The sequence below is a fragment of the Photobacterium carnosum genome (assembly GCF_002849605.1).
GTDB classification, from domain to species: Bacteria; Pseudomonadota; Gammaproteobacteria; order Enterobacterales; family Vibrionaceae; genus Photobacterium; species Photobacterium carnosum.
Genome location: NZ_NPIB01000009.1, coordinates 1 through 26,194, shown reverse-complemented (window position 1 = coordinate 26,194; position 26,194 = coordinate 1). Strand labels below are relative to the sequence as shown.

General features: G+C 39.9%; 22 protein-coding genes and 1 tRNA gene. 6 read left to right on the top strand and 17 right to left on the bottom strand.

Translation table 11 applies throughout. From position 1 onward, the window contains the following. Window positions 1-88: 88 nt before the first annotated feature. Complete coding sequence (yfbR, locus tag CIK00_RS09300) at window positions 89-673, top strand: 5'-deoxynucleotidase (protein ID WP_101768602.1); 585 nt, start codon at window positions 89-91, stop codon at window positions 671-673. Then, window positions 673-2,040, top strand: a complete 1,368-nt coding sequence (locus tag CIK00_RS09295; RefSeq protein ID WP_101768601.1) for an anti-phage deoxyguanosine triphosphatase — start codon at window positions 673-675, stop codon at window positions 2,038-2,040. The genes yfbR and CIK00_RS09295 overlap by 1 nt, the downstream gene beginning before the upstream one ends. Before the next feature lie 266 nt (window positions 2,041-2,306). Here CIK00_RS09295 and CIK00_RS09290 read toward each other — a convergent pair whose 3' ends face one another. After that, the gene (locus CIK00_RS09290) at window positions 2,307-2,915 is read right to left on the bottom strand and encodes a tRNA-uridine aminocarboxypropyltransferase (protein ID WP_101768600.1); all 609 of its coding nucleotides are present in this window, start codon (window positions 2,913-2,915) and stop codon (window positions 2,307-2,309) included. Between the two features lie 10 nt (window positions 2,916-2,925). Between CIK00_RS09290 and rrtA the strand changes: the two genes are divergently transcribed. After that, window positions 2,926-3,474 (top strand): rhombosortase, encoded by a 549-nt coding sequence (gene rrtA / locus CIK00_RS09285; RefSeq protein ID WP_227990269.1) that lies wholly within the window; start codon window positions 2,926-2,928, stop codon window positions 3,472-3,474. Window positions 3,475-3,545: 71 nt separating this feature from the next. On the opposite strand, the gene CIK00_RS09280 is transcribed toward rrtA, so the two are convergent. The 8 genes from CIK00_RS09280 to CIK00_RS09245 all read right to left on the bottom strand — a co-directional run bounded on the left by CIK00_RS09280 (window position 3,546) and on the right by CIK00_RS09245 (window position 13,312). Continuing rightward, window positions 3,546-3,848, bottom strand: coding sequence for a ComEA family DNA-binding protein (locus tag CIK00_RS09280; RefSeq protein ID WP_373322839.1), 303 nt, complete (start codon window positions 3,846-3,848; stop codon window positions 3,546-3,548). A gap of 129 nt (window positions 3,849-3,977) precedes the next feature. Then, a complete protein-coding gene (ppiD, locus tag CIK00_RS09275; protein ID WP_101768597.1) occupies window positions 3,978-5,870 on the bottom strand; it encodes a peptidylprolyl isomerase in 1,893 nt (630 codons plus the stop codon). 435 nt (window positions 5,871-6,305) lie between these two features. Further along, window positions 6,306-6,578, bottom strand: a complete 273-nt coding sequence (hupB, locus tag CIK00_RS09270) for a nucleoid-associated protein HU-beta (RefSeq protein WP_045027685.1) — start codon at window positions 6,576-6,578, stop codon at window positions 6,306-6,308. Between the two features lie 223 nt (window positions 6,579-6,801). Continuing rightward, the gene (lon, locus tag CIK00_RS09265; RefSeq protein WP_101768596.1) at window positions 6,802-9,165 is read right to left on the bottom strand and encodes an endopeptidase La; all 2,364 of its coding nucleotides are present in this window, start codon (window positions 9,163-9,165) and stop codon (window positions 6,802-6,804) included. Between the two features lie 197 nt (window positions 9,166-9,362). Then, window positions 9,363-10,646 (bottom strand): ATP-dependent protease ATP-binding subunit ClpX, encoded by a 1,284-nt coding sequence (clpX, locus tag CIK00_RS09260; RefSeq protein ID WP_101768595.1) that lies wholly within the window; start codon window positions 10,644-10,646, stop codon window positions 9,363-9,365. Between the two features lie 112 nt (window positions 10,647-10,758). Further along, a complete protein-coding gene (clpP, locus tag CIK00_RS09255; RefSeq protein WP_045027680.1) occupies window positions 10,759-11,382 on the bottom strand; it encodes an ATP-dependent Clp endopeptidase proteolytic subunit ClpP in 624 nt (207 codons plus the stop codon). Between the two features lie 105 nt (window positions 11,383-11,487). Further along, entirely contained in the window at window positions 11,488-12,786 is a 1,299-nt protein-coding gene (tig, locus tag CIK00_RS09250; protein ID WP_101768594.1) for a trigger factor, read from the bottom strand. A 449-nt stretch (window positions 12,787-13,235) separates the two neighbouring features. Then, window positions 13,236-13,312: transfer RNA gene (locus CIK00_RS09245), tRNA-Arg, on the bottom strand. Between the two features lie 340 nt (window positions 13,313-13,652). Here CIK00_RS09245 and folD point away from each other — a divergent pair. Next, window positions 13,653-14,510 (top strand): bifunctional methylenetetrahydrofolate dehydrogenase/methenyltetrahydrofolate cyclohydrolase FolD, encoded by an 858-nt coding sequence (gene folD / locus CIK00_RS09240; protein ID WP_101768593.1) that lies wholly within the window; start codon window positions 13,653-13,655, stop codon window positions 14,508-14,510. A gap of 79 nt (window positions 14,511-14,589) precedes the next feature. Here folD and rfaH read toward each other — a convergent pair whose 3' ends face one another. Beyond that, the gene (gene rfaH, locus CIK00_RS09235) at window positions 14,590-15,093 is read right to left on the bottom strand and encodes a transcription/translation regulatory transformer protein RfaH (RefSeq protein WP_101768592.1); all 504 of its coding nucleotides are present in this window, start codon (window positions 15,091-15,093) and stop codon (window positions 14,590-14,592) included. Window positions 15,094-15,545: 452 nt separating this feature from the next. On the opposite strand from rfaH, the gene CIK00_RS09230 reads away from it, so the two are divergent. Next, window positions 15,546-16,940 (top strand): peptide MFS transporter, encoded by a 1,395-nt coding sequence (locus tag CIK00_RS09230; protein ID WP_101768591.1) that lies wholly within the window; start codon window positions 15,546-15,548, stop codon window positions 16,938-16,940. An 84-nt stretch (window positions 16,941-17,024) separates the two neighbouring features. On the opposite strand, the gene CIK00_RS09225 is transcribed toward CIK00_RS09230, so the two are convergent. Beyond that, entirely contained in the window at window positions 17,025-18,074 is a 1,050-nt protein-coding gene (locus CIK00_RS09225; RefSeq protein ID WP_101768590.1) for a response regulator, read from the bottom strand. 345 nt (window positions 18,075-18,419) lie between these two features. On the opposite strand from CIK00_RS09225, the gene CIK00_RS09220 reads away from it, so the two are divergent. Next, complete coding sequence (locus CIK00_RS09220) at window positions 18,420-19,304, top strand: LysR family transcriptional regulator (protein WP_080157996.1); 885 nt, start codon at window positions 18,420-18,422, stop codon at window positions 19,302-19,304. Between the two features lie 166 nt (window positions 19,305-19,470). Here CIK00_RS09220 and purF read toward each other — a convergent pair whose 3' ends face one another. From purF to truA, 6 genes are all read right to left on the bottom strand, one after another. After that, window positions 19,471-20,988: an amidophosphoribosyltransferase gene (purF, locus tag CIK00_RS09215; protein ID WP_101768589.1), complete on the bottom strand. Its 1,518-nt coding sequence runs from the start codon at window positions 20,986-20,988 to the stop codon at window positions 19,471-19,473. 86 nt (window positions 20,989-21,074) lie between these two features. Next, the gene (cvpA, locus tag CIK00_RS09210; protein ID WP_101768588.1) at window positions 21,075-21,566 is read right to left on the bottom strand and encodes a colicin V production protein; all 492 of its coding nucleotides are present in this window, start codon (window positions 21,564-21,566) and stop codon (window positions 21,075-21,077) included. A 64-nt stretch (window positions 21,567-21,630) separates the two neighbouring features. Continuing rightward, on the bottom strand, window positions 21,631-22,293 hold the full coding sequence (dedD, locus tag CIK00_RS09205; RefSeq protein WP_101768587.1) for a cell division protein DedD: 663 nt from the start codon (window positions 22,291-22,293) through the stop codon (window positions 21,631-21,633). 63 nt (window positions 22,294-22,356) lie between these two features. Next, a complete protein-coding gene (gene folC / locus CIK00_RS09200) occupies window positions 22,357-23,619 on the bottom strand; it encodes a bifunctional tetrahydrofolate synthase/dihydrofolate synthase (RefSeq protein WP_101768586.1) in 1,263 nt (420 codons plus the stop codon). Window positions 23,620-23,822: 203 nt separating this feature from the next. Next, on the bottom strand, window positions 23,823-24,740 hold the full coding sequence (gene accD, locus CIK00_RS09195) for an acetyl-CoA carboxylase, carboxyltransferase subunit beta (RefSeq protein WP_101768585.1): 918 nt from the start codon (window positions 24,738-24,740) through the stop codon (window positions 23,823-23,825). A 226-nt stretch (window positions 24,741-24,966) separates the two neighbouring features. Continuing rightward, window positions 24,967-25,746 (bottom strand): tRNA pseudouridine(38-40) synthase TruA, encoded by a 780-nt coding sequence (gene truA, locus CIK00_RS09190; RefSeq protein ID WP_101768584.1) that lies wholly within the window; start codon window positions 25,744-25,746, stop codon window positions 24,967-24,969. Window positions 25,747-26,194 lie beyond the last annotated feature (448 nt).

Here is a 26,194-nt window from a genome sequence, read left to right as displayed (position 1 = left end):
TTAAACCCTACGTAACTAATTCCCCCACCAACGAACCAGTATTGGTATACTCAAGTCATCAGTATTTTAGCTATAGGGGAACTATCCCATGGAAAAAAGCCATTTTTTTGCTCATCTAGCGCGGATGCGTTTAATTCAACGCTGGCCATTAATGCGCAGTGTTGAAACTGAAAATATTTCAGAACACAGTCTTCAGGTTGCTTTTGTTGCTCACGCACTGGCACTGATTAAAAACCGTAAGTTTGGCGGTAATGTTAATCCTGAACGTATCGCTTTATTAGGCATGTTTCATGATGTCAGCGAAGTGATCACGGGGGATATGCCAACACCGATTAAATACTTCAACCCAACAATCGCCGAAGAATATAAAAAAATCGAACTAGCCGCAGAACAAAAGCTGCTGTCAATGTTACCAGAAGAATTTCATGAGGATTATGCACCGCTACTTGATAGCCATAAGCTCGATCCTGAAAATGCAGCCATCGTTAAACAAGCTGATACTTTATGTGCTTATCTCAAATGCTTAGAAGAATTAAGTGCAGGGAATCACGAATTTACTAAAGCAAAGAAACGCCTTGAGGAAACCTTAACGGCACGTAAAACGCCAGAAATGGACTATTTCCTCACCATCTTTGCCGATAGTTTTAATTTGACGCTAGATGAGATCAGCTAATGACGGCCTTTATTATTGATCCTTGCTGGCAACAACGTCACAGCGACGAACAAAAAATGCGTCGTGATGATCACCGTTCTGCCTATCAACGTGATCGTGCGCGAATTTTACACTCAGCAGCGTTTCGACGTCTGCAAGCCAAAACCCAAGTGCATGGCGCTGGCAATCACGATTTCTATCGTACCCGCTTAACCCATTCCCTTGAAGCTTCACAAATCGGCACCGGCATTGTGGCTCAACTAAAATTAAAACAACCACAATTTCATTCGTTATTAGCCTCAACCAGCTTAATGGAAAGTCTTTGTCTGGCGCATGATATTGGTCATCCCCCGTTTGGTCATGGTGGTGAAGTCGCATTAAATTACATGATGCGTAATCACGGTGGTTTTGAAGGTAATGCGCAAACCTTCCGAATCGTCACATTGCTAGAACCCTACACTGAACATCACGGCATGAACCTTTCACGCCGTACGTTATTAGGGCTACTTAAATACCCAGCATTACTAAGTCAAACCACCGCAACTGAACGCGCCGATGATGTGGTTAATTTCCGTCATTTAAAAGCCAAACTGTGGCATCCTGCGAAAGGCATTTATGATGATGACAAAACGGTCTTTGATTGGGTGTTAGCGCCATTATCTGAACATGATAGCCAACTGTTTAAACAAATGCGTAATCACGCGCCATTACCGCATCAGCATAATAAAACCCGCTTTAAATCACTTGATTGTTCAATCATGGAGTTAGCCGACGATATTGCTTATGGGGTCCATGATCTTGAAGATGCCATTGTGATGGGTATTGTGAATCGTGATCAATGGCAAGAAGCAGTGGCGTCAAAAATTGCTGAATGTGGTGATCCGTGGTTAGAACAACGTATTGGTGAAATAAGCGAACATATGTTTGCTAGCCATCACCAACGTAAAGATGCTATTGGCGCGCTAGTTAATGCTTTATTGACCTCAATTGAAATCGCGCCAACACTGCAAGATGGCTTACACAGTTTTGAAGAGCCACTATTAAAGTGGAATGCATTTCTGTCGCCCGCAATGGAAAAATCGCTTAATGTACTAAAACAATTTGTCAGTGATTATGTGGTTAAAAAACCTGAGATTCAGTTACTAGAATATAAAGGCCAACAATTAATCATGGAATTGTTTGATGCCTTTGCGTCAGATCCTGAACGGTTATTACCAGAGGCTACTCGTCAACATTGGCAACGAGCAGTAGATAAAGGTGATAATGATATGCGGATCATTGCCGATTATATTTCAAGCATGACCGATGGCTTTTCACAGCGACTTTACAATACCCTATTTCAACCCTCAATCATGATGGAAATAGGCAGTGAGGGGCATGGAGTTTAGTGAGAGACTCTACGACGCGCGGGTAGTAGATTCCCTATCTCGTTCGTAACCTCACTGTAGGGAATGACGGGGTTGGGCTTTGCATTCACCAGCCTATTATTCACATCTCGGAAGTTGAGGCACGAAGCTATCCGTGATCTACTCACCGCGAACTTGAGCATTAAAGACGCCAGTGAAAACCGTATATAACCATAGTAACTCTACGACGCGCGGGTAATATATTCCCTATCGCCCTCACGGGCATGACGGCGATTAAGCTCTGATCCTCACAAATAATTCTTCTCAAACACCCCTTGTGGCATATGCTTGATCTGAAAATCTATCATGTGATTAAAGGTTGCTAACAACGGCGCAAATTTATCAGCATTGGTTTCAAATGCAGACAAGGCTAAATACCCAGCCTCTACCGTTGATACTCCCTGCTCTTTAGATGATTTACGAATACGGTAATTACCGCTATCAGCATTATCTAAATTAACCAAGGGAAGGTGATGTAAATTTGTTGCAAGCAACCACATCTTATAAGCTTTTTTCCACGTACCATCTAATAAAATAACCGTTTGTAGACGTTGCTTATTCGCTGTTGTTGCAACGGTTGAAATAGGTATTGAACCTTCACCAGGATAAACAACATACACATCACGTTCAGGATCCGCCAATAAGCTGTTGAGTTCATCATTATCAGAAAAATCTTCTCCAACCCAGAGTCGGCTATTTGGTAAGGAAAGTGATAATATTCTTGCGGTACCTATTGCGCGTTTAATTTCAGATGGGTGCTGTAAAATCCAAATTTCCGTTGTTGCTGTGATGTTTTCAATCCAGTGGCAAATACAGGCTTTTTTTGCCTTACCACAGTATTCACAATACCGACTCATTGAGGTTGCCTTGTCTATTCGCAATTACATTATTCTCGCATTAATTATAGGGATTATTGCTCAAATCCCACAACTTCAACCACTGTTAGTATGGGATCGCCAAGCGATACTCAATGGCGAGGTATGGCGGATCCTAACAGGAAATATCACCCATACCAACTGGATCCACCTTGCTATGAATGCAGGTGCATTTGCTATTATTAGCTTTATTTTTCGCGCTCATTTTAATTCACACCATTACAGCTTATTAATTTTAAGCCTCAGTACTATTATCGGCGTTGGCTTATTTGCCACGCAAATTAGCTGGTATGCTGGCTTCTCGGGCGTATTACATGGCTTATTTGCTTGGGGAGCCATTCGTGATATTCAAACTAAAACTAAAGGCGGTTGGTTATTATTCTTTGGTTTGATAGTTAAAATAAGTTGGGAGCAATGTTTTGGTGGCTCTGCGAGTTCAGCTGAACTGATTGGGGTACAAGTCGCAACCCAAGCCCATTTAATGGGTGCTATCTCTGGTGTAATTATTGCCTTAATCACAACACCAAGAAATAAAGCCTAGAGAATAACAATAATACAAAAAACGACAGGCGCGATGCCTGTCGTAATAGATAAAACTCGAATTATTAATAATTACAGCTTAATTCGATTACGGTTTTTATCTACTGTTGAAGTACCAATACCTTTCACTTTCTCAAGATCATCAACAGATGCAAACTTGCCATATTTAATTCGATATTGAATAATGTTTTCTGCTTTATCTGGCCCAATTCCTACCAATAATTTATCAAGCTGTTCAGCGTTGGCATCATTTATATTAACTATAATATCAATACCTTTGTGCTGATCTGGATTAGCATAACTTAACGGTGCTAATACTAATGTTCCCGCTACAATGATGGCTTTAAACAACTGATATTTTATTGTCATATTCATTCCGTTTCTCGTTTAGGTGAATACGAATAATATGCAATAAAGCCAGTATTGTAATAACAATCACTAAAATTTAAGCAAAAAAAAGACGGGGCGCACAAGACGACCCGTCTATTTACATTACAATTTCAATTAATCTTTCGATGAGTCTTGCATTGGGTAGCTAATCTCTGCTGATTCACGCAATGTTTTCAGCGTAGCAGCAAGATCTTCTTGAGCAAACATCTGCCCAATTTGCTCTGCAAACTGACCATTTATTTTTTCGCCAGCCAACTTCATGTTAACAACTTTATCTAGTGCGATAATTTCAACATTACCGTTGTTATCACGAGCCATACCATAAGTTGCCTTATCTGCCGTTGGTTTAGGTAAACCAAATGCTACATTTGAAATGTTCACCTTTGGACCTGAACGATTAATTGTTTGTTCGCCAGAGAAGCTTAAACCATCTTTAGCAACAATATCATTCTTACCTTTACGAAGGTCAGCGATAATCTCATCAGCTTTAGCTTGTGCTTGTTGTTCACCTTTTTGGCTCGCAACCATTGCATTCACTTTTGCTGCAACATCTTTAAATGGTAACACTGCTTGAGCACGAGCATCATCAACACGCACCACAATCACATGTTCAGGACCTAACTCAATCACATCAGAGTTCATACCATCATCATGAACTTCTGGACTTTGTAGTGTTTCTTGAACTTGCTTATTAGCTAATGCACCTTTCTCTTCTGCTGGTGTTATATACCCAGTATGAATGATTTTTACATCTACGGCTTCAGCGGCAGCATCTAATGAATCTGGAGATTCAAAAGCAACTTCAGCTAACTTGCTTTTAAGCTTGTAGAAATGATCAGCGGCTTGCTGCTGTTGTAGTTCAGCAATAATTGTCGCTTTAACATCTACAAATGGTTTCACTTTTCCGACTTTAATACCATCAAGTAAAATAATGTGGTAACCAAATGATGATTTAACAAGGCCTGACATATCACCCGGTTTTGCAAGAGCAAAAGCTTCTTGTTCAAACGCAGGATCCATCATGCCTTTAGTAAACCATTCTAGTTTACCGCCATCTTTAGCACTGAATGTATCATCAGATGATTGTTTGGCAACTTCAGCAAAATTAGCGCCGCTCTGTAACTTGGCAAGTAGCGCTTCAGCTTTCGCTTTAGCTGCCGTTGTATCACCTTTTACTAAGATATGGCTAACTTCACGCTCTTCTGCAGAACTGAATTTAGTTTGATTATCTTTGTAGTACGTTTCAGCAGCTTGCTCTGATACTTTAATATCTTTAGTTAAGCCTTTATCAGAAAGTTCGACGTAAGATACTTTGATTTGTGCAGGTCGAGTAAACAAGTTAGGGTTTTGATCGTAGAAATCTTGCGCTTCTTTATCTGTTACTTTTACTTTTTGAGTAAAGCCAGCAAGGTTTAGCGTTAATGTACGAACAACACGTTGTTGTGACTCAAGTTTACGTAACTCATCAGCTTCGTCTGTCAATACAAAGTCACTGCCTTGTAATGCTGCTAGGAATTGCTGACGTAGCATGTCTTTACGGATCGTTTCTGCAAACTGATCAGGGGTAAAACCAGCACGACGTAACGCCATATTGTATTGCTCGTTATTAAATACACCACTAACGGCAAAGGCTGGCATCGCAAGAATTTCTTGTTTAACTTGTGCATCACTGACACTCAGACCAAGTTTACTAGCACGTTGTTGAATTAATTCATCATTCACCATACGGTCTAATACACTTTGACGGAATTGCTTCACGTAAGTAGGATCGCTCATCAACGTTGAAAAATAATCGCCCATACGCTGTTGCATACGGTTACGTTCATTTTGATAAACTTGCTCAAACTGACGTTGGCTAATGTCTTTACCATTAATCTTTGCTGCAACTTGCTCATTTCCACTCGCCAGATAACTACCGACGCCAGCAAATACAAAAGATAAAATAATTAGGCTTAGAATAATCTTAACCCAGATGCTGTTAGCGCCTTCGCGCAATCGCTCCATCATGATCTGCCGTCTCTCCTACTGTTCGATCTGGCTCGGTTTCGAACTACTATCAAATTAATGCACAATGCTACCGACATCACCATGATGACAGCACCATACTATTTACTACATGTTATATAACAACAACTGAATAGATACTGCTATATCAATGACCTTGTTTTAATTAACTTAGCCTTATCAATATAGATAACCTGTGACCGATAAGCCACACACAGCACTGAGAATTGTTACATAAACTCAATTAAACAACATTTATAATGAATATCTCACATGATATTTATTGTGGGCTGCTGTTATGAGGCCATCTTATAAGTAAAAAAAACGCATCAACCGATGCGCTTTTATCGTACCGAATGAGTATACCCTTTTCGGTCGCAATTTTTAAGCCATGAAAACATGACTAAATAATGGCATGCCGCCCATTATTTCTATTTTTTAGTTTACAGAATCTTTAAGCGCTTTACCTGGCTTAAAACCAGGTACTTTTGCAGCTGCAATTTGGATCTCTGCACCTGTTTGTGGGTTACGGCCAGTACGTGCTGCACGCTCACGAACAGAAAAAGTACCAAAACCAACTAACGCAACTTGATCACCCTGTTTTAACGTTTCAGTGACAGTTTCAATCAATGCATCAAGAGCACGGCCAGCAGATGCTTTAGAAATATCAGCACTTTCTGCGATTTTATCAACTAGTTGAGTTTTGTTCACAATTAGATCCTCTTAATGAACCTTGATTACAACGCTATATTCAAATATATACTCACGTAACGTAACCAAATAGAAAAACATTATTACCTTGATAAGCCATTATACATCGCTATCAAGACTTGAAATTAGTTCGCATAACGCGATTAGATGTACCTTATAGCCACACAAAAAAACGCTGACAAGGTTTTTAATCCTGAAAGCGTTTTTTCTTTAATTAATTTAGCTATAGGTCACTATTTTGTACATTAACTAACTCAATGCCTGTTGGATTATTCTGCAATGCCAACATAAGCACTTCATCAATCCAACGTACTGGACGTATTTCCAAATCAGCAATAACATTCTCAGGAATTTCTTCAAGATCACGTTCATTTTCTTTTGGAATTAATACCGTTTTAATACCACCACGGTGAGCGGCTAATAGTTTCTCTTTCAAGCCACCAATCGGTAATACTTCACCACGTAACGTGATTTCACCGGTCATTGCAACATCAGCACGTACAGGATTACCCGTTAAGCTTGATACCAATGCAGTACACATTGCGATACCTGCACTTGGGCCATCTTTTGGTGTCGCGCCTTCAGGAACGTGAACATGAATATCGCGTTTTTCGTAAAAATCGCTCGCAATACCTAATCGGTCAGCGCGACTACGTACTACTGTCATTGCTGCCTGAATAGACTCTTGCATCACATCACCTAAAGAACCGGTGTATGTCAGCTTACCTTTACCAGGCATAGACTCAGTTTCGATAGTTAATAAATCACCACCAACTTCTGTCCATGCAAGACCAGTCACTTGACCAACACGGTTACTTTCATCAGCTTTGCCATAATCGCAACGCTGCACACCTAAATAATCTTTAAGATTATCTTGGCTAATAGAAACGTGCTTGATGTCTTTATTTAATAAAATTTCTTTTACGGCTTTACGGCATAGTTTAGAAATTTCACGCTCAAGACTACGTACGCCAGCTTCACGAGTGTAGTAACGAATAATACCCATTAATGCTGAATCTTCAATCGTCAACTCACTTGGTTTTAATCCATTACGTTGGATTTGTTTATCAAGTAAGTGATTCTTGGCAATGTTTAGTTTCTCGTCTTCGGTATAACCAGAAAGACGAATAACTTCCATACGATCAAGCAACGGCCCTGGAATATTCATTGAATTCGACGTTGCAACGAACATTACATCAGATAAGTCATAATCAACTTCTAAGTAATGGTCATTAAACGAACTATTTTGCTCAGGATCTAATACTTCTAGTAATGCTGAAGCGGGATCGCCACGCATATCAGAAGACATTTTGTCAATTTCATCCAATAGAAATAGTGGGTTTTTCACTTCCACTTTTGCCATTTTCTGAATTAACTTACCCGGCATCGAACCAATGTAAGTGCGACGATGACCTCGAATTTCCGCTTCATCACGTACGCCACCTAATGCCATGCGCACGTACTTACGTCCCGTTGCAGCAGCAATAGATTGACCTAATGAGGTTTTACCCACACCAGGAGGACCGACAAGACAAAGAATAGGACCTTTAAGTTTATTAACACGGCTTTGAACCGCTAAATACTCAAGAATTCGTTCTTTAACGCGATCTAAACCATAGTGATCAGCATTAAGAATTTCTTCCGCCTTGGCCAGGCTCTTCTTCACTTTAGAACGCTTATGCCAAGGCACACTTAACATCCAATCGATGTAACCACGAACAACGGTTGCTTCCGCTGACATCGGTGACATCATCTTCAGCTTTTGTAATTCTTGCTCAGTTTTTTCACGCGCTTCAGTAGGCATCTTAGATGCTTCAATCTTTAACTTTAACGCTTCAAACTCATCTGGCACGTCATCTAGCTCACCCAATTCTTTCTGAATGGCCTTCATTTGTTCGTTAAGATAATACTCTCGCTGACTCTTTTCCATCTGCTTTTTAACGCGTCCACGGATACGTTTTTCTACTTGTAACAGATCGATTTCAGATTCCATCATTGCCATCAAGAACTCTAATCGCTCTGTGATATCAACAACTTCAAGTACTTTTTGCTTATCCGCTAATTTCAATGGCATATGTGCTGCGATGGTATCAGCCAAACGCGCAGCATCATCAATGCCATTTAAAGATGTTAATACTTCTGGTGGAATTTTTTTATTAAGTTTGATGAACCCTTCGAACTGGCTTATCGCTGTTCGAACAAGGACTTCTTGCTCACGCTCATCCATTTCTGGTGTAACCAAAAATTCAGCATTTGCGGTAAAAAACTCATCATCAGCAAGATCTTCAACTTTGGCACGTTGTTGGCCTTCAACCAACACTTTTACCGTACCATCAGGTAATTTCAATAATTGAAGAATCGTTGCAACAGTACCAACATCATAAAGATCAGTGATCGACGGTTCGTCTGTGGCTGCTTCTTTTTGAGCGACCAACAGAATCTGTTTATTGTTTTCCATTGCCGACTCAAGACAACGAATTGATTTTTCCCGGCCCACAAACAATGGAATAACCATATGAGGGTATACCACTACATCACGTAGAGGTAGAACCGGGATCTCAAGGCGCTCGGAACGCTCCAGGTTCATATTCTTCTCTCTTCCTATCCATACTAATCGTATTAAATAACATAACTGGATACAGCATAGTTACTTAATACGATTAGAGTTAGCTTATATTGAGTATATGGGGGTAAAGCATCAAGTTTCAATGTATGAAATGTCAGAAAATAAAAAAGGAGGCAAAAGCCTCCTTTTTTTAGCTTTTATGTGCAGATATTGAACACTTACTCAGCACTTGCCGCTTCTTGTGTTTCTGTATTTTCGAAAATCAGTAATGGTTCTGATTCACCGTTAATTACAGACTCATCAATAACAACTTTACTGACACCGTCTTGAGACGGAAGCTCATACATAGTGTCAAGTAATACTGCTTCAACAATAGAACGTAGGCCACGTGCACCTGTTTTACGCGCCATTGCTTTTTTAGCAATCGCAATCAACGCTTCATCGCGGAATTCTAATTCAACGTTTTCAAGCGCTAATAATGCTGCATACTGTTTAGTAAGGGCATTTTTAGGCTCACGTAGAATCTGAACTAACGCATCTTGATCAAGTTCACCAAGCGTTGCGGTAACAGGTAGACGACCGATGAATTCAGGAATTAAACCGTATTTCACCAAATCTTGTGGTTCAACTTTCTTAAACAAATCACTTAATGTATCTGTTTGGTCTTTTGAACGTACATCAGCACCAAAACCGATACCAGTACCTGTTGCTACACGTTGTTCAACCACTTTATCTAGGCCTGCAAATGCACCACCACAGATAAATAAGATCTTAGAAGTATCAACTTGTAAGAACTCTTGTTGAGGATGCTTACGACCACCTTGCGGCGGAACAGAAGCAACAGTACCTTCGATCAGTTTCAGCAATGCTTGCTGAACACCTTCACCGGATACATCACGTGTAATTGATGGATTATCTGACTTACGAGAAATCTTATCGATCTCATCAATGTAAACAATGCCACGTTCGGCTTTGGCTACGTCATAATCACATTTTTGCAGTAACTTTTGAATGATGTTTTCAACGTCTTCACCAACATAACCAGCTTCAGTTAATGTTGTTGCATCAGCCATTGTAAACGGAACATCAAGCATACGCGCTAATGTCTCAGCCAATAGTGTTTTACCACTACCAGTAGGACCAATAAGTAGGATATTACTCTTACCTAATTCAACGCCATCACTACTTTTATCGCCATTACGTAGACGCTTATAGTGATTGTATACAGCAACAGCCAACACTTTTTTAGCATGTGATTGACCGATGACATAATCATCTAAGTTATTACGAATTTGTTGTGGAGTCGGCAGCTCGTCGCTATCGCTTTTTGTCATCACTTCTTTAATTTCTTCGCGAATAATGTCGTTGCATAAATCAACGCACTCATCACAAATATAAACAGAAGGACCAGCAATTAGCTTGCGAACTTCATGCTGACTTTTGCCACAAAAAGAGCAGTAAAGTAGCTTGCTGCTACTTCCCTCTTTGCGCTTATCTGTCATTCGCTAACCTCTTTATTGGGGTATCCCATCATTGTCATGTCTTGAGTGTATAACAAGTCGACTTATTTTGCTTTACTAAACCCGCTTCGCGAATTGCAAAATAAAACGCCTTTTAATCACGCTTACTCAATACAGAATCAACTAGACCGTACTCTACTGCCTGATCTGCAGACATAAAGTTATCACGATCGGTATCACGCTCAATAATCTCTAACGGTTGACCCGTATGCTCAGCCAATAATCCATTTAAACGTTGTTTAATCGTTAGGATTTCTTGAGCATGGATTTGAATATCCGATGCTTGGCCTTGGAAACCACCCAATGGTTGGTGGATCATCACGCGAGAGTTAGGTAGGCAATAACGCTTACCTTGAGCTCCGCCTGCCAATAGGAATGCACCCATTGAACATGCTTGTCCCATACATACTGTACTTACATTTGGTTTAATAAACTGCATGGTGTCATAAATTGACATACCTGCAGTTACAGAACCGCCTGGAGAGTTAATGTAAAGGAAAATGTCTTTGTCTGGGTTCTCAGACTCCAAAAATAGCAACTGGGCTACAACTAAGTTAGCCATATGATCTTCAACCTGACCGGTTAAGAAAATCACACGCTCTTTTAGGAGACGGGAATAAATATCGTAAGAACGCTCACCACGAGAAGTCTGCTCGACCACCATAGGTACCAGTGCATCCATAATCGGTGACATGCCGTTTTGTGCTTGGTAGCTCATAATCTTATTTCCCTAAAATAAATGGCCCGAATGAAAATATTCACACGGACCATTGTTAGCAGAAGACTTGAGATAATGTCAAATCTCTACAGCAATTTCAGTAAATTAAGCAGCAGGATTCATTAGATCGTTGAAACCAACTTCTTTATCTGAAACCTGAGCTTTAGCTAGAAGTGCGTCAATTGCTTGCTCTTCTAAAGCAACGTTGCGCATATTATTCATTAGCTGCTCGTTGCTTGCGTAGTATTTAACTACTTCAGTTGGATCTTCGTATGCAGAAGCCATTTCAGCGATGATTGCGCTAACACGCTCTTCATCTGCTGCTAGTTCTTCAGCTTTAATTACTTCACCAACTAATAGACCAACAACTACACGACGCTTAGCTTGTTCTTCGAACAATTCACGTGGTAGTTCAGGCATGTTCTTAGCATCGCCGCCAAAACGTTGTGCAGCTTGCTTACGTAGTGCTTCGATTTCTTGATCGATAAGCGCAGTAGGAACTGTAATGTCGTTTTGCTCAACAAGACCGTTAAGAACTTGATCTTTAATACGACCTTTAACAGCTTGCTTAAGCTCACGTTCCATGTTCTTACGAACTTCAGTCTTAAGACCTTCAACAGAACCATCTTCAACGCCGAACTTAGCAACGAACTCTTCAGTTAGTTCAGGTAGCTGTTGTGCTTCAACTTTATGAAGAGTGATAGCAAACGCTGCTGACTTACCTTTTAGGTTTTCTGCATGGTATTCTTCAGGGAAAGTTACTTCGATAGTAAATTCTTCACCTGCTTTATGACCAACAACACCTTCTTCGAAACCAGGGATCATACGACCTTGGCCCATAGCAAGTGCGAAACCTTCAGCTTTACCGCCATCGAATACTTCACCATCGATAGTACCAACGAAATCGATAGTTACACGGCTATCTGCCTCAGCAGCAGCTTCAACATCAGTCCAAGTCGCTTGTTGCTTACGTAGTGTATCTAGCATGCCGTCAACGTCAGCATCAGTTACTGTAACAACTGGCTTCTCAACAACAACTTTATCTAGACCAACAAGTTCGATCTCTGGGAAAACTTCAAAAGAAGCTTTAAACACTAAATCTTTACCTTCAGCAATTTCTACTGGAGTAAAAGTTGGTGCGCCCGCTGGATTGATCTTTTCTTTAACGATAGCTTCGATAAAGTGACGGTGCATTACTTCACCTAGGATGTCTTGACGAACAGAAGCGCCAAACATTTTAGCAACCATTTTCATTGGTGCTTTACCTGGGCGGAAACCGTCGAAACGACGAGTTTTAGCAATTTTACGTAATTCAGCAGCAACTGCATTTTCAATGTTTGCAGCAGGCACTGTAATAGTTAGGTGGCGTTCTAGACCTTCAGTGGTTTCAACGGTAACTTGCATTATATTTAACCTCAAAACTTACTCAGCTTTTCTGAGTGGTGTTGCCGAACAGCCATTTACTGACGGTGGCATCCTTTCATGTTACAGCTCGAAAACCATAACGCCTAAATTCTTTCTTCAAGATTCTGATAGTAAGTAACCTACTTATCAGAGCGCGCTATTATAACGACACGTAAGCGTGACGTCGAGGTAGATACCTTTAAACGCGAGCGATCTTTTCAACTCATTACAAGATAAGGGCTATAAATATCATTTCAAGGGGAAAAATGAAAAAAATCGCTCTAAAACCGCTTTTTTTAGTTTAAATGTTGGAAAAATGAACTAATTAGGAAAAATTTCAGCAATAATGTATTAGAAAAATAAGAGAAAGATAATTGTAATAGTAGAAAAAAGAGAATTGATAAAACTGAGAAATTACAACAAGAAGAAAGAAAATAACGAGGAGTTAGTGGTGCGCCCTGCAGGATTCGAACCTGCGACCACATACTTAGAAGGTACGTGCTCTATCCAACTGAGCTAAGGGCGCATCATTAATGTAACTTGATGTTACGCAGCGAATTATACGTAGCTATTATATAAGGTCAATCCCTTTAGTCTCTTTTTTATGTTTCAAGCAACTGACTGGTTAAAGATACAACAATAAGCCAATCTTTGAGGATATTTTCAAGGTCAACAAAAGCTCACTCTAATTATTTACCCTCATTCTTATTACAATATTTCCTGACCAATCATCTATAAGGCAACAACATCACAATTCTATATAAAAGATAAAACTAAATAGCAATCGTTTGCTCAATAGCTATTCCATTTATAATCTGCCACAATATTGGCGTTGATACGTTCAACCAATACAACAAAGGATCACCATGAGCGCTCAAATTATTGATGGGAAAATTATCTCCCAAACTGTACGACAGGAAGTTGCCGCTAGAGTAAAAGCACGCACCGATGCCGGATTACGCGCACCAGGTCTCGCTGTTGTTCTCGTCGGCCATGATCCAGCCTCGCAGATCTACGTTGCCAGTAAACGTAAAGCATGTGAAGAAGTCGGGTTTATTTCAAAATCATTTGATTTACCAACTACGGCATCTGAACAGCAATTACTCGATTTAATTGATGAACTCAATCAAGATTCGACGATGGACGGTATTTTAGTTCAATTACCGTTACCTGCAGGCATGGACTGTACCCGTATTCTTGAACGCATTGATCCAGAAAAAGATGTTGATGGGTTTCATCCTTATAACGTCGGTCGCCTCAGCCAGCGAATTCCTAAATTACGTTCATGTACTCCCAAAGGCATTATCACGCTACTTGAACGGTATAATATTGAAGTACGTGGTAAACATGCGGTTATTGTTGGTGCATCAAATATTGTCGGACGCCCAATGACGCTAGAATTATTACTGGCTGGTGCAACGACAACAACGTGTCATCGCTTTACGCAAGATCTAGAAGGTCATATTCGCCAAGCTGATATTTTAGTCGTTGCAGTAGGCAAACCTAATTTTATTCCAGGCAATTGGATTAAAGAGGGGGCAACAGTCATTGATGTAGGTATTAACCGCCTTAAAAACGGTAAGCTATGCGGTGATGTTGAATTTGATATCGCTTGTCAACGTGCAAAATATATTACACCTGTACCTGGCGGTGTCGGACCAATGACGGTAGCCAGCTTAATTGAGAATACATTGCTTGCTTGTGAGCAGTACCACTCAGCATAAATCAATGATATATAACTAATATATATCATTAATTAATACACAAAAAGCGAGTAATCATATACTCGCTTTTTTATTGTTGTTAATCTTTATTTTTAATTAAATCAGTATTTTCCACACTAACTTTCACTTGTTTACCAAGTAAATTAATCAGCATAAATGACCGTTTTTCACCATCAGCTTCCTGATAAATTGCATCAAGACCTTTAAACTTACCTTGCTCTAAGATTAGTTTATCGCCCTGTTGAGGTAATGATTCAAACATATGTTCATATGAATTATTATCTTCATTGAGCATCAAATTATAAACAAGTTCTTCGCTAACAATTTGTGGCAAGGCCCCTTGACGAATAAAGTCAGCTACCCCACGGGTTGACCGTACGGTCGTAAAACTTAATTGTTCAGAATCAAAAGTAACAAAAACATAGCTTGGAAATAGTGGTTCAAAGCATTCACAGCGCTTACCGCGTACTATTTTTTCTACCACAACCTGAGGGTAATAACATTCAGCCCCTTGACGATCAAGATTGATCACTGCGCGCTCTTGTTCGCTACGCTTACAATAAAGTAGATACCAATCTCTCATTATCAACATCAACCTCAATAAAATCTTAACTTTAATTAGTATATACAAAATCAATACTGATTTATATCTTCACCCAAATCCTATTTTTTACAACACACAACTGTCTTTTTATTCCATAGATATATATTCACACGATATTATTGACTAATATTCGACTCTGAATTTGTAACATATATGAATATTCTCAACTGGTAATATAAGCATCTAACATAAGATCTAAAAACAATATAAAAACCTGAATTAAAGCAATATAATAGTGTAAGATACATCTTTAAGTGATGAAATTTAATTTTTCATAACTGAGCACAAAATACACGAATACTTATTTATCAGCGATTTATAATGTTTTATTATTGTTGGTTAAATGTAAAAACTTGCAGTTAAATATATTGTGCTTTATAAACCTATATGAAATAAGCAAACACACTAATTAAAATAAAATAGAGAATCCTATGAGTCATAATAGTAGTGGTACCCTTCTGGGCCACCCAAAAGGCTTGTTCCTTTTATTTGGAACAGAGCTATGGGAACGCTTTTCTTATTACGCGATGCGAGCAATTCTGGTTTTATATCTAACAGATAAAACCATTAATGGCGGTCTTGGGTGGACCACAGAAGAAGCACTTAACTTATACGGTATCTACACTGGCTTAGTTTACTTTACCCCTCTTATTGGTGGTTGGATTGCCGACAATATTTTAGGTCAACGCCGTTCGATTATCATTGGTGGCATGTTAATGGCGATTGGCCAATTTACACTAGCATTGCCTCACAGTGTGGTTGATCCTCATTCAGTTACCGCCTTCTATGTTGGCTTAGCTTTCCTTATTGTGGGTAATGGTTTATTTAAGCCTAATATTTCAACCATGGTTGGTGATCTATACCCTGAAGGTGATCATCGTCGTGACGGTGCTTTCACTATTTTCTATATGGGTATTAATATTGGTTCATTGTTAGCCGGTATTATTGCAGGTACCGCATCTGCTGTTTACGGTTGGAAAGCAGGCTTCCTATGCGCAGGTATAGGTATGTTAATGAGCTTATTAACTCAACTTTTCTTTGCTCAACGTTACCTGGGTGATATTGGTAAAGTACCTGCCGCCGTACGTGATGCAGCAAACAACGCAAGTGGTAAAAAAGAGCCGTTAACTAAAATTGAACGTGATCGCTTGAAAGTAATTTTAGTGATGTCTACTTTTGTTATCGTATTCTGGGCTGGCTTTGAACAAGCTGGCGGCTTAATGAATATTTACTCGCAAGAATACACTAACCGTATGATTGGTAACTTTGAAGTACCAGCGGCATGGTTCCAATCACTGAACCCATTCTTTATTATTTTATGTGCTCCGTTACTTGCTGCACTATGGGTTAAAATGGGGAAAAGCGAGCCAAATTCACCCGTTAAATTTGCTTTAGCGATGTTCTCTCTTGCGCTAGGTTTTGCGTGTATGATTGGTGCAGCGTTAGAACAAAATGGCGATATGACCGTTAAAACATCAATGATGTGGCTAGTCGGCGCTTATTTCTTCCATACAATTGGTGAACTATGCTTATCACCTATTGGCTTATCAATGATCACTAAATTAGCCCCACTTCGTCTTGCGTCATTAATGATGGGTGCATGGTTTGGTGCTAACGCAATTGCAAACTACATTGCAGGTGTTGTTGGCGCAAGTATCGGTGAAGCAGGTCCACTAGCGATCTTCTCTGGTATTGCGATTACAGCGGTTATTGCTGGTCTATTGTTACTCTTGTTCTCTAACAAGCTAATTTCATGGATGCATGGTGCAGAAGGCGCTGTGGATAACGATGATAATGAAGTTAAACCACAACCTGCTAACGCTTAATTGTGACTTTAACTAAATAAAAAGAGGATGCGTAAGCATCCTCTTTTTTATTTTTATCTTTTCTCTGATAATACATATATACACTTATGTCACTGTTTCAAAATTAACACTAAAATTAGCATGATTAATATCATTCAATGACAATCGCCCACCAGCATCTGTCATGGATAAAATCACCAATGGATTATCACAGGCCTGCTCACCCAGCCACTGTCCAGCAGCTATCATTACACGCTGCTCACCAAGGTGTAATTCCCCACCAAGACCTGCCGTAATAAGGTGTAATTGCTTTTCTGCTAAATTAAACACCCCAAATAAGCCTTTTACAGGCGTCGCATAACCTGAAGACTGTAGCCCCAATTCTATTTGCGCCACTAAGTGTTGAACACTGCTTAAATAATTACCTTGCTGACGTAAGAAATCATTAAAACATGCTCTAATCAATAATGCTGTCGCTGTGCTATTTTCACCACCAGAACTGGTGTCAACCATATAAAATGCTAATTGGCCATCAATCAACCAGATATAATCAAAAATAACCGGTGATATTTCTGCTGCTTGTAAAGCACGATAACTGAGTTTCCAACGTCCACAACGAGATTGAAGATCAGGCATTAACCCCATTAATAAATCGCGAGCGGCTTGAGGATTACTTTTTAATTCTGAAATATGCCATTGTAATTCTTCTTCGACTAAACCTGCATCATCACCATCAATGACCCAACGCTGAGAAAAATCTTGTTGTTTCTGTCTAGCGCTGTCTTGCATTTTTAATACCGACACAATCGATGATTTCAGCGTCATAATATTATCAATAGGTTTAATTAAAAAATCTTTAACGCCCAAGCGTAATGCCTGAGCAACATCAGTCATATCTCCAGTACCTGAAATTACAATCACAGGCGTCATTGGATACTGTAGTGCAACCTCTTCAACAAACTCCATTCCCGTCATTACTGGCATCGATAAATCACATAATAATAAATCAGGGATCTCATCTTTTAGGGCTCTTAATCCGACCAATCCATCTTCCGCTTCTCGCACCTGACAACCTTGGCTATTTAAAAAACCAACAATCATGGTTCGAAACACAGGATCATCTTCTACGATAAGTATATTTTTCCCTTTAAGCAAAAGTGTCTCCTTTTTCATAACTACATTTATGAGTGTATAAGCTAAAATTAACAACACCAACTACGATCACTAAACTTTATCATCACACCCATTTTTAAAAGCTAGCAACCACTAAAGCATAGCGAATAGTTTACATCTAATAGCTCTTTTCTATGTATTATCAAAATATTTGTTCTATAAATAGAGATGAGTTCAAACTCTATCAAAATTTATAAATAAATCCGCCTCAGGCCAATAACCATAAGAGCTAACATATTTTTATTGAAAATACATAACAAAAGGGGGTGAATTTGACTCGTTTTGTTATACAATTACCCATTATCAGTTTTCACAAATGACTTAGATATGAAACTTGACGATCTAAACCTCTTCCGCATGGTTGTGGAAAATGGAAGTTATACAGCAGCATCACGTAAGACACAGGTACCCGTTGCGACGCTAACACGCCGCATTCAAGCGCTTGAAGAAGGCCTTAACATTCGCCTTTTGAATCGTCATGCTCGAAAACTGTCACTGACTGAAGCTGGTCAGAAGTTTTATCATGATTGTGCCCCATTATTACAACAGTTACTGGATACTACTGAGCATATCAGTGAAGAGTGTAAAGGCGCTGCAGGTAAACTACGCATTGCAGCACCGACCAATATCACTAAGGTGATGTTACAGCCGTTGCTAACTGCATTTATGCAAGAACATCCGGCAATTAGCATTCAACTGTTTATGAGCAATGAACCTGATCAACTTGATCCAACCGATTGGGATGTTATGTTCCGTGTTGGTCCTCAACGCGATTCAACGCTTATTGCACGCCGCATTAACGAAGTAAAAGATATTCTGGTCGCTAGTCCTGATTATCTAAAGAAAAACCCAGAACCTAAGCATGCTCAGGATCTACATGAACATACATTATTGAAAGGTAATCCGCTGTTACGCTGGCGTTTAACTAATCAAAATGGCGAGACAGTTACAATTAACGAACGCGCACGCTTTGAAGCAAGTGAACTTAATGTCATTCGTAAAGCATGTAGTGCAGGTCTTGGTATCACACTAATGCCAAATGTAATGTTAGAAAAATACATTGCAGCAGGTGACGTTGTACAAGTACTTAAAAACTGGTCTGCTAACCCACGTGACGTATATTTGATTTATAACCACCGTGATTACCAACCAGAGAAACTACGTCTATTTATTGATTTTGCAAGTCATTACTTTGATCTTGAAAAACACTAATTAGAAAAATTAGTCCCCAAAAAAACAGAGAAAAATGCCGCCAAATAAATTAGGAGCGGCATTTTCGTTTATGATGACCATTAACTATCAAAAAAACACAAATCCAGACCAACAAAAAAGCGATAGATATTCATCTATCGCTTTTAGCATTATTTAGACTGTAAAATTACATTCCTTCGTTATACATCTCAAGGTTAACTAAATCTTGGTGTAATTCAGACTGCAATTTTGAACCTTCATTGCGTAACGCATCGAGATAATCAAGATAGTGTTGATCAACATCACCCGTCACATAATTGCCATTAAATACTGACGTTTCAAACAAAGTAATATCAGGGTTACCTTCCGCGACAGCAGCAACCAAATCACTTAAATCTTGAAAAATCAGACCATCAGCGCCAATTAATTTACTAATTTCATCTACTTCACGACCATGAGCAATTAACTCATTGGCACTGGGCATATCAATCCCATACACGTTAGGAAAGCGAACCTCAGGAGCAGCAGAGGCCAAATAGACTTTCTTTGCACCTGCATCACGCGCCATCTCAATAATTTGCTCAGAGGTGGTTCCACGAACAATAGAGTCATCCACCAGCAGTACATTTTTATCTTTAAATTCAGAACGGATAGCATTTAATTTACGGCGAACTGATTTACGACGCATTTGCTGACCCGGCATGATAAACGTACGGCCAACATAGCGATTCTTAACAAATCCTTGGCGATAAGGTTTATCTAGCGTACGGGCAATTTCAAGCGCGCTATCACAGGATGTTTCCGGAATGGGAATAACAACATCGATATCAATATCAGCCCACTCTCGCTTGATTTTTTCACCAAGCTTAGTGCCCATTGCTAAACGCGCACCGTAAACTGACACTTTATCAATAAATGAATCTGGACGTGCAAAATACACAAATTCAAATATACATGGATTAAGCTGTGGATTGAGAGCACATTGCTGAGTATGAAGCTCACCCTCTAACGTAATATAAATCGCTTCACCCGGTGATACATCGCGCACAAAATCAAAACCAACCGCATCTAATGCGACTGACTCTGACGCTACCATGTATTCAATTTTGCCGTTTTCTTCACGCTGACCTAAACACAATGGGCGAATGCCATGAGGATCACGAAAAGCAATTAATCCATGCCCAATCACTAAAGCAACAACAGCATAGGCACCTTTAACGATGTTATGTACGTCGCTAACCGATTTAAATATATCATTTGGGCTAATGGGGTAACTTTCGCTATGCGCAAGTTGATTAGCAAGCACATTCAATAAAATTTCCGAATCGGACGTCGTATTAACATGCCGCTTTGTGTGTTCAAACAGCGTTTCTCTAATATCAGCAGCATTGGTTAAATTACCATTATGCGCCAAAGAAATACCATAAGGAGAGTTAACATAAAACGGCTGAGCTTCAGAAACACTTGAGCTTCCTGCCGTTGGATAACGTACGTGTCCAATACCCACATTACCTTGTAAGCGCTGCATATGTTTAGCTTCAAAGACATCACGAACTAAACCATTCGCTTTACGCAGACGGAAACGATTGCTTTCTAAGGTACAAATACCAGCGGCATCTTGGCCGCGATGTTGTAACACTGTAAGTGCATCATAGATAGCCTGGTTTACCGGGGTTGATCCCACGATTCCAACAATACCACACATTCCCTTAACCCTCGTTCTGCATAAAATAACAGCTACTAACATTACTATTTATAACAGTAACGTCAGCAACCGCAGTTAATCTTGCACTATTTAATGCTATGTAAAAAACTAGAGCTCTCTTTGATATATTCGAAGAACCATTCAATTACAGCACCAAATTGAGGTATTAACTCAGATTTTTTCCACCATTCTGAGCTAGATAATCCTGTAAAGGTGTCAATAAAGAACAATACTGCCGCCACAATAAGCACGCCACGAACGGCACCAAAAACAACCCCTAAAACACGATCTGTACCAGACAAACCGGTTTTCTGTACTAATTGACCAATAACGTAGTTTACTACTGCGCCAACAATCAATGTCGCAATAAACAGTACTGCAATCGCACTACCATTACGCAACATCTTGTCACTGAAATTGGTAAAATAAACCGCCAATTCCATATAAAAATTACTGGCGACAAAAAATGCGGTAAACCAAATTACTAATGACAGTGCTTCTTTAACAAAACCGCGAACCAAACTTACCATTGCTGAGAAGCAGATCACGCCCAATATTACATAATCAATCCAGATCATTGTTGTTATTGCTCGTTGTGTTGATGGGTATTCTAACAGAAAAAACGCTTACGCAAACGTTTACCTAAGGATTTATTGCATCAAATCGGTTCAATTTACCATTTAAGCCAGTAATTTTTTTCAATTCTGCAATTTGCCCCGTTAGCTTAGCTTTTGATACATCAGGACCAACAACAACCTTTACATATTGGCCTGGCTTAGCATTTCGAGGGATTAATTGTGCTTGATAACCGTTCAAACGCAGTTTTGCTACCAGCGCATTGGCGTTATCAAAATTACCAAACGTTCCCATTTTAATTACCCATGCCGAACGGGTTGCTGGCGTTGGTTTATTAACAACAGGTGTCGGTTTTTTCACGACTGGCGTTGGCTTTACAACCGGTTTTACGATTGGTTTAACCTCATGCTTGATATTATGTTGTGGCTTTATTTGTGGCTCAGCTGTCGCATTATTATCAGCTTCAATGGTATATGTTTCATCACCCGTTGAAGCCGATTTATCTGTCGTTGCTGTTACAGGTTCTTGAGGTAACACAACATCCGCATTTTCAGGTTCAGGGATCGTTTTTGCTTCACTTTCTCCCCCCATTTTGGGCTGTAATGGGATACTCGCAAACTGTTCTTTATAATGTTCTTTTTTACCATCGAAAAAATCGGGTAGAAAAATAACGCCTACCACGACTAAAATAATGGTTCCAATTAGTCGATTTTGAAATTGACTCGCCACAATGACTCCTGTTGATATCTAAAACGAGAACACTGCACAATCACAATGTACTCTCTGTCTGTTCTACAACTTTAAATGCGTGGTTATTTGACCGACAGTGTAAAACGAGCCAAACACGATTACTATATCGTCAGCGCTTGCTTGTGTTAAAGCTTGGTCAAAAGCCACTGTTGGGCACTCAAATCCACGACAACCTGTTGGTAAATGCAATAATATCTCATCAGCGATAGCAGCACGAGGCCCTTTCAATGACGCAGGATACCAATAATCAACGCTTGATCGCATTGCAGCGACAGTGGCTGCAATATCTTTATCGTGCAACATTGCGACCACAGCATGAACTTTATTTTTACCTTCTTGCGCTTTTATGCAAGCAAGCTGAGTAGCAAAATACTGCGCAGAATGTGGGTTATGTGCAACGTCCATAATAATTAACGGTTGTTCGCTAACACGTTGCATCCGCCCAGGAAGGCTCGCATTACGTAGACCTTCAATAATATTTTCATCACTAATATCAAGATCGGTGACAGCTAATGCCATTAACGCCGTTGCCGCATTAGGCAATGGTAAACTTGGCAAAGGTAAATCAGCCAACGCAAATGCACCTGCTTGCCAATGCCAACGGTCAGCCTCTACTTGATAATCGAACTGATACCCGACTTGATAAAACTCAGCCCCAATATCATCAGCATGTGCAGGCACTGTCGCTGGCGGATGCGGTTGACCACAAATTGCAGGCTTACCACCACGGTAAATGCCTGCCTTTTCATAACCAATAACGTCGAGGTTATCGCCAAGCCAATCAACATGATCAATCGCTAAGCTAGTGATCACACACACATCATGATCAACAATATTGGTTGCATCTAATCGCCCGCCTAAACCGACTTCTAACACCACCACATCGACCTGATGTCGTTTAAATAACGTTAGCGCGGCTAAGGTGCCAAATTCAAACAAGCTTAAACTGGTTTCACCACGCGCCGCTTCCACACTCGCAAATGCCAAGCAATGTTCACTATCATCAAGTTCTTGATTATTAATTCGAACACGTTCGTTATAACGCACTAAATGCGGAGAGCTATATACCCCAACTTTATAACCTGCTGCCAATAAAATGGCTTCAAGCATGGCACAAGTAGAGCCTTTACCATTGGTACCAGCAACAGTAATAACACATGGTGCAGGCTTAATAAGATCAGCCTGTTGCGCGACTAATTGAACTCGGTCGAGTCCTAAATCAATTGCGCTAGTATGAAGTTGTTCAAGATATTTTAGCCATGTTGAAAGCGCGGCTGTCGCTTGCGGAGGGGTCAATCCTGACATTTAAAATCATTCACTTGTAGTAACGTACTGAGTCATTAATTTACCACTGAATGACCAATAATTTAATCATCGAGTACAATAAATTAGTGATTCGGTCTAGAAAACGAAAATGCCACTCTAATTACATCAATTAGAATGGCATTTATTGACATTAATCGTTGTTATTACCGTTAACTAATAACACACGATTAAAGTTGGAATTTTTAGTCTTGTTGTTCTGCTGCAGGTTGTGGCTCTTCAGGTTTACTGTCAATAGAAACCACTAATGGTGATGCTTGATTCATCATTTTCGCCATTAAACCTGCAATACGTTGACGCATTTCACGACGATCAACAATCATATCAATCGCACCATGCTCAAGTAAAAACTCACTACGTTGGAAGCCTTCTGGTAGCTTTTCACGTACAGTTTGCTCAATAACACGTTGGCCAGCAAAACCAATCAATGCTTTTGGCTCACCAATATTAATATCACCAAGCATTGCAAGAGAGGCTGATACGCCGCCCATTGTTGGATCTGTTAATACAGAGAAGAATGGTAAACCTTTCGCAGATAAACGCTCTAACGCAGCACTGGTTTTAGCCATTTGCATTAATGCCATTAACGCTTCTTGCATACGAGCACCGCCACTAGCAGAGAAACAAACCAATGGACAGTTTTTTTCAATGGCAGAATCAACCGCACGTACAAATTTAGTCCCAACTACTGATCCCATAGAGCCACCCATAAAAGAGAACTCAAAGGCACAGGCAACAACAGGTAGACCAAGCAACTCACCGTTCATCGCAATTAAAGCATCTTTCTCGCCTGTTGCTTTCTGGGCTGCTGATAAGCGATCTTTATATTTCTTAGAGTCACGGAACTTAAGCTTATCTTGCGGCTCAAGTTCAGCTGCAATTTCCACTTGCGTATCAGCATCAAGAAATGTTTCAAGACGACGACGCGCTTTCATACGCATGTGGTGGTCACATTTAGGACAAACTTCAAGATTGCGTTCGAGATCTGCGTGATACAGAACCTGATCACAAGATGTACATTTCGTCCAAACGCCTTCAGGGATTGATACCTTGCGCGAAGATACGATGTTACTTTTCGTTAGAATCTTTTCAAGCCAGCTCATGAATGACCTTTCTTTTTTATTCTTCGGCCAATAATGACTGAAGAGACAAATTCATTAAATATTATCTATAGATTAAAACATAATCTTATTAATCTGTAGATAAAAAACTGGTATTACCTTTGATCGTCATGATGATGTTTTTGAGTAAAAACATCAGTACACGTTAAAAACAGCCATAACATTAGTAACTGTAGACTAAACATTTAACCTGTACTGAACAAATGGCTTACAAAAATAACGGACCTAATGCCGAACGAGGTAAATTATACTCCGCAGGATAATCAACATCGACTAAATATAAGCCGGCTGATTTTGCTGTTGGACCAGCAATACGACGATCTTTTTGTTCAAGTACCCATTTAATCCAATCCGGCTGTTTTTCACCTTTGCCGACTTTGATCAAGCTACCTGCGATATTACGTACCATATGATGCACAAACGCATTGGCTTTAATGTCGATAACAACGTAATCACCTTGGCGAGTCACAGTTAAATGTTCAAGTCGACGCCACGGACTGCGTGACTGGCATTGGCTAGCACGAAATGACGTGTAGTCATGTTCACCAATTAAATATTGCGCGGCTTCATGCATTTTTTCTTCGTCAAGATGACCATGGTAATGGCTAACACCTTGTTGAAAAATAGCCGGACGCACTGAATGATTATAAATCACATAACGGTAGCGACGCGCGGTAGCAGAAAAGCGGGCATGGAAATCTTCATTAACTTCATGTGCCCAACGAACAGCAATATCTTTAGGAAGATAAGCATTTACACCCATCGTCCATGCTATCATTTTACGGTCAATATCAACATCGAAGTGAACCACTTGTCCGGTGCCATGAACACCAGTATCGGTGCGCCCAGCACAAAAAACAGCAATCGGCTGATTAGCAATGTGTGACAACGCTTTTTCTAAACGTTCTTGAACACTATCCACATCTACTTGACGCTGCCAACCACAATATTTAGCACCATCGTATTCTATACCTAACGCTATTCGCATAATCTCACTTCGACTTAATTCAACATAAACACACAGGCGATATTATTTAAGCGCCTGTTCAAAACAGAGGGTGAAGTATAGGGGATGGTGCAACAAAGGGGAAGCAATGGCGAGTTCTCAGCCCATTATCCGGGCTCTACTCACCGCGTGATTGAGCCTCAAAGACACCAATGAAAACATGCTAAAACGCCACAGAAAATACTGGCTCTACAATGCGCGGGTAGTAGATTCCCTATCTCGTTCGTAACCTCACTGTAGGGAATGACAGGGTTCAGGTACAAAAAAAGCGACAGGCTTTCACCCATCGCTTTTATCTCGTCCTGTTGTGGCTTAATGAACTTGTACACCTAAATAGGATAAAATACTCTTAATATCAAAATGGTGTACATAATGAAAAAAGCTCGAACAACTTATTCAGTCGCATTCAAACACGATGCTGCTAATTTAG

Excerpts from the sequence above, each read along its gene's own strand:
- yfbR (WP_101768602.1), top strand. The coding sequence starts at position 89 with ATGGAAAAAAGCCATTTTTTTGCTCATCTAGCGCGGATGCGTTTAATT.
- CIK00_RS09295 (WP_101768601.1), top strand. The coding sequence starts at position 673 with ATGACGGCCTTTATTATTGATCCTTGCTGGCAACAACGTCACAGCGAC.
- CIK00_RS09290 (WP_101768600.1), bottom strand. The coding sequence starts at position 2,915 with ATGAGTCGGTATTGTGAATACTGTGGTAAGGCAAAAAAAGCCTGTATT.
- CIK00_RS09280 (WP_373322839.1), bottom strand. The coding sequence starts at position 3,848 with ATGAATATGACAATAAAATATCAGTTGTTTAAAGCCATCATTGTAGCG.
- ppiD (WP_101768597.1), bottom strand. The coding sequence starts at position 5,870 with ATGATGGAGCGATTGCGCGAAGGCGCTAACAGCATCTGGGTTAAGATT.
- lon (WP_101768596.1), bottom strand. The coding sequence starts at position 9,165 with ATGAACCTGGAGCGTTCCGAGCGCCTTGAGATCCCGGTTCTACCTCTA.
- clpX (WP_101768595.1), bottom strand. The coding sequence starts at position 10,646 with ATGACAGATAAGCGCAAAGAGGGAAGTAGCAGCAAGCTACTTTACTGC.
- clpP (WP_045027680.1), bottom strand. The coding sequence starts at position 11,382 with ATGAGCTACCAAGCACAAAACGGCATGTCACCGATTATGGATGCACTG.
- tig (WP_101768594.1), bottom strand. The coding sequence starts at position 12,786 with ATGCAAGTTACCGTTGAAACCACTGAAGGTCTAGAACGCCACCTAACT.
- folD (WP_101768593.1), top strand. The coding sequence starts at position 13,653 with ATGAGCGCTCAAATTATTGATGGGAAAATTATCTCCCAAACTGTACGA.
- rfaH (WP_101768592.1), bottom strand. The coding sequence starts at position 15,093 with ATGAGAGATTGGTATCTACTTTATTGTAAGCGTAGCGAACAAGAGCGC.
- CIK00_RS09230 (WP_101768591.1), top strand. The coding sequence starts at position 15,546 with ATGAGTCATAATAGTAGTGGTACCCTTCTGGGCCACCCAAAAGGCTTG.
- CIK00_RS09220 (WP_080157996.1), top strand. The coding sequence starts at position 18,420 with ATGAAACTTGACGATCTAAACCTCTTCCGCATGGTTGTGGAAAATGGA.
- purF (WP_101768589.1), bottom strand. The coding sequence starts at position 20,988 with ATGTGTGGTATTGTTGGAATCGTGGGATCAACCCCGGTAAACCAGGCT.
- cvpA (WP_101768588.1), bottom strand. The coding sequence starts at position 21,566 with ATGATCTGGATTGATTATGTAATATTGGGCGTGATCTGCTTCTCAGCA.
- folC (WP_101768586.1), bottom strand. The coding sequence starts at position 23,619 with ATGTCAGGATTGACCCCTCCGCAAGCGACAGCCGCGCTTTCAACATGG.
- accD (WP_101768585.1), bottom strand. The coding sequence starts at position 24,740 with ATGAGCTGGCTTGAAAAGATTCTAACGAAAAGTAACATCGTATCTTCG.
- truA (WP_101768584.1), bottom strand. The coding sequence starts at position 25,746 with ATGCGAATAGCGTTAGGTATAGAATACGATGGTGCTAAATATTGTGGT.